This is a genomic window from Oceanihabitans sp. 2_MG-2023 (assembly GCF_030547245.1).
Lineage (GTDB): Bacteria > Bacteroidota > Bacteroidia > Flavobacteriales > Flavobacteriaceae > Oceanihabitans.
In genome coordinates this window covers 1-2,500 of record NZ_JAUOQT010000004.1, presented here as the reverse complement: position 1 = coordinate 2,500, position 2,500 = coordinate 1, and the positions used below count along the sequence as shown (strand labels likewise).

Here is a 2,500-nt window from a genome sequence, read left to right as displayed (position 1 = left end):
ATCACTTTTGTTTTCTTCTCCTCCGGGTACTTAGATGTTTCAGTTCTCCGGGTTTGCTCACCTTACGGTGTAACATGTCTTCAACATGCTGGGTTGCCCCATTCGGATATCTGCGGATCAATTTGTATGTGCCAATCCCCGCAGCTTTTCGCAGCTTATCACGTCCTTCATCGCCTCTGAGAGCCTAGGCATTCCCCATACGCTCTTATTTAGCTTATTGTACTATTTGCTTTTTAATGAGTTACTATTTAATTATTTTTCAATAATTAAATCTGATTAATTAGATATCGCTCGTGCTGATTCTAATTAATCTTACAATTATTATTTAATATTAGATAAAATCTAATACTAATTTCATGTATCTTTTTCAATATGTCAATGAACTTCTTTTCATAATTAAATGAAATCGTGGAGAATATCGGAGTCGAACCGATGACCTCCTGCGTGCAAGGCAGGCGCTCTAGCCAGCTGAGCTAATCCCCCATTTAGAATTCAGAATTTTGAATTCAGAATCTCGAATTGTGAATCCCAACTTCTAGAATTTCCTTTTTTATAGTAGTTAGTAGTCTCAGGCAGACTCGAACTGCCGACCTCTACATTATCAGTGTAGCGCTCTAACCAGCTGAGCTATGAGACTCTACTATAGTATTTTAAATTAACAGCTTGAGAATAAATCACTTATCGTAATTTACTTGTTTTCCTTATAATCGTCTTTCTCTAGAAAGGAGGTGTTCCAGCCGCACCTTCCGGTACGGCTACCTTGTTACGACTTAGCCCTAGTTACCGATTTTACCCTAGGCCGCTCCTTACGGTGACGGACTTCAGGCACTCCCAGCTTCCATGGCTTGACGGGCGGTGTGTACAAGGCCCGGGAACGTATTCACCGCATCATGGCTGATATGCGATTACTAGCGATTCCAGCTTCACGGAGTCGAGTTGCAGACTCCGATCCGAACTGTGATAGGGTTTATAGATTCGCTCCTTCTCGCGAAGTGGCTGCTCTCTGTCCCTACCATTGTAGCACGTGTGTAGCCCAGGACGTAAGGGCCGTGATGATTTGACGTCATCCCCACCTTCCTCACAGTTTGCACTGGCAGTCTTGTTAGAGTTCCCGACTTGAATCGCTGGCAACTAACAACAGGGGTTGCGCTCGTTATAGGACTTAACCTGACACCTCACGGCACGAGCTGACGACAACCATGCAGCACCTTGTAAATTGTCCGAAGAAAAGTCTATCTCTAAACCTGTCAATTTACATTTAAGCCCTGGTAAGGTTCCTCGCGTATCATCGAATTAAACCACATGCTCCACCGCTTGTGCGGGCCCCCGTCAATTCCTTTGAGTTTCATTCTTGCGAACGTACTCCCCAGGTGGGTCACTTATCACTTTCGCTTAGCCACTCAAACCGAAGTTCGAACAGCTAGTGACCATCGTTTACGGCGTGGACTACCAGGGTATCTAATCCTGTTCGCTCCCCACGCTTTCGTCCATCAGTGTCAATATATTGTTAGTAATCTGCCTTCGCAATTGGTATTCTATGTAATATCTATGCATTTCACCGCTACACTACATATTCTAACTACTTCACAATAATTCAAGATAACCAGTATCAAAGGCAATTTTACGGTTGAGCCGCAAACTTTCACCCCTGACTTAATTATCCACCTACGGACCCTTTAAACCCAATGATTCCGGATAACGCTTGGATCCTCCGTATTACCGCGGCTGCTGGCACGGAGTTAGCCGATCCTTATTCTTACAGTACCGTCAGCTTTTCACACGTGAAAAGGTTTCTTCCTGTATAAAAGCAGTTTACAACCCATAGGGCAGTCTTCCTGCACGCGGCATGGCTGGATCAGAGTTGCCTCCATTGTCCAATATTCCTCACTGCTGCCTCCCGTAGGAGTCTGGTCCGTGTCTCAGTACCAGTGTGGGGGATCCCCCTCTCAGGGCCCCTATCTATCGTTGCCATGGTGTGCCGTTACCACACCATCTAGCTAATAGAACGCATAGTCATCTTATACCGTAACCTTTAATATCTTCTCGATGCCGAGTAAATATACTATGAGGTATTAATCTTCGTTTCCAAAGGCTATCCCTCAGTATAAGGTAGATTCTATACGCGTTACGCACCCGTGCGCCGGTCGTCATCTGAAGCAAGCTCCAATGTTACCCCTCGACTTGCATGTGTTAGGCCTGCCGCTAGCGTTCATCCTGAGCCAGGATCAAACTCTTCATCGTTAAATTTTTAAGTCTTGCGACTAATATGCTTAACAATTACTTGGAATTTCTAGTACTCAAAATGGTTTATTCTCTTTGTTTAATTAAATCGTTTCCAATCTAATCTTACGCTGTCAATTCAATATGTCTATGAACTTTTTTTATCGTTTACTAAACGCTTTAGCGCTTAGCGGGTGCAAATATAAAACCCTTTTTCTAACTACACAACCTTTTTTGAAAAAAATTGAAATTTATTTCTCTCTGATATAATAGTGTATGT

Annotated in this window: 2 tRNA genes and 2 rRNA genes (1 of these 4 cut by a window edge); all 4 read right to left on the bottom strand. The window is 43.4% G+C overall.

Features of this window, described 5'->3' with window-relative positions:
* Positions 1 to 220 (bottom strand): 23S ribosomal RNA (locus Q4512_RS09460) (it extends 2,601 nt beyond the left edge of the window).
* Between the two features lie 189 nt (positions 221 to 409).
* A tRNA-Ala gene (locus Q4512_RS09455) sits at positions 410 to 483 on the bottom strand.
* Positions 484 to 563: 80 nt separating this feature from the next.
* A tRNA-Ile gene (locus tag Q4512_RS09450) sits at positions 564 to 637 on the bottom strand.
* An 84-nt stretch (positions 638 to 721) separates the two neighbouring features.
* Positions 722 to 2,241, bottom strand: a 16S ribosomal RNA gene (locus tag Q4512_RS09445).
* Together the 16S and 23S rRNA genes with 2 tRNA genes alongside form the textbook arrangement of a ribosomal RNA operon.
* Positions 2,242 to 2,500 lie beyond the last annotated feature (259 nt).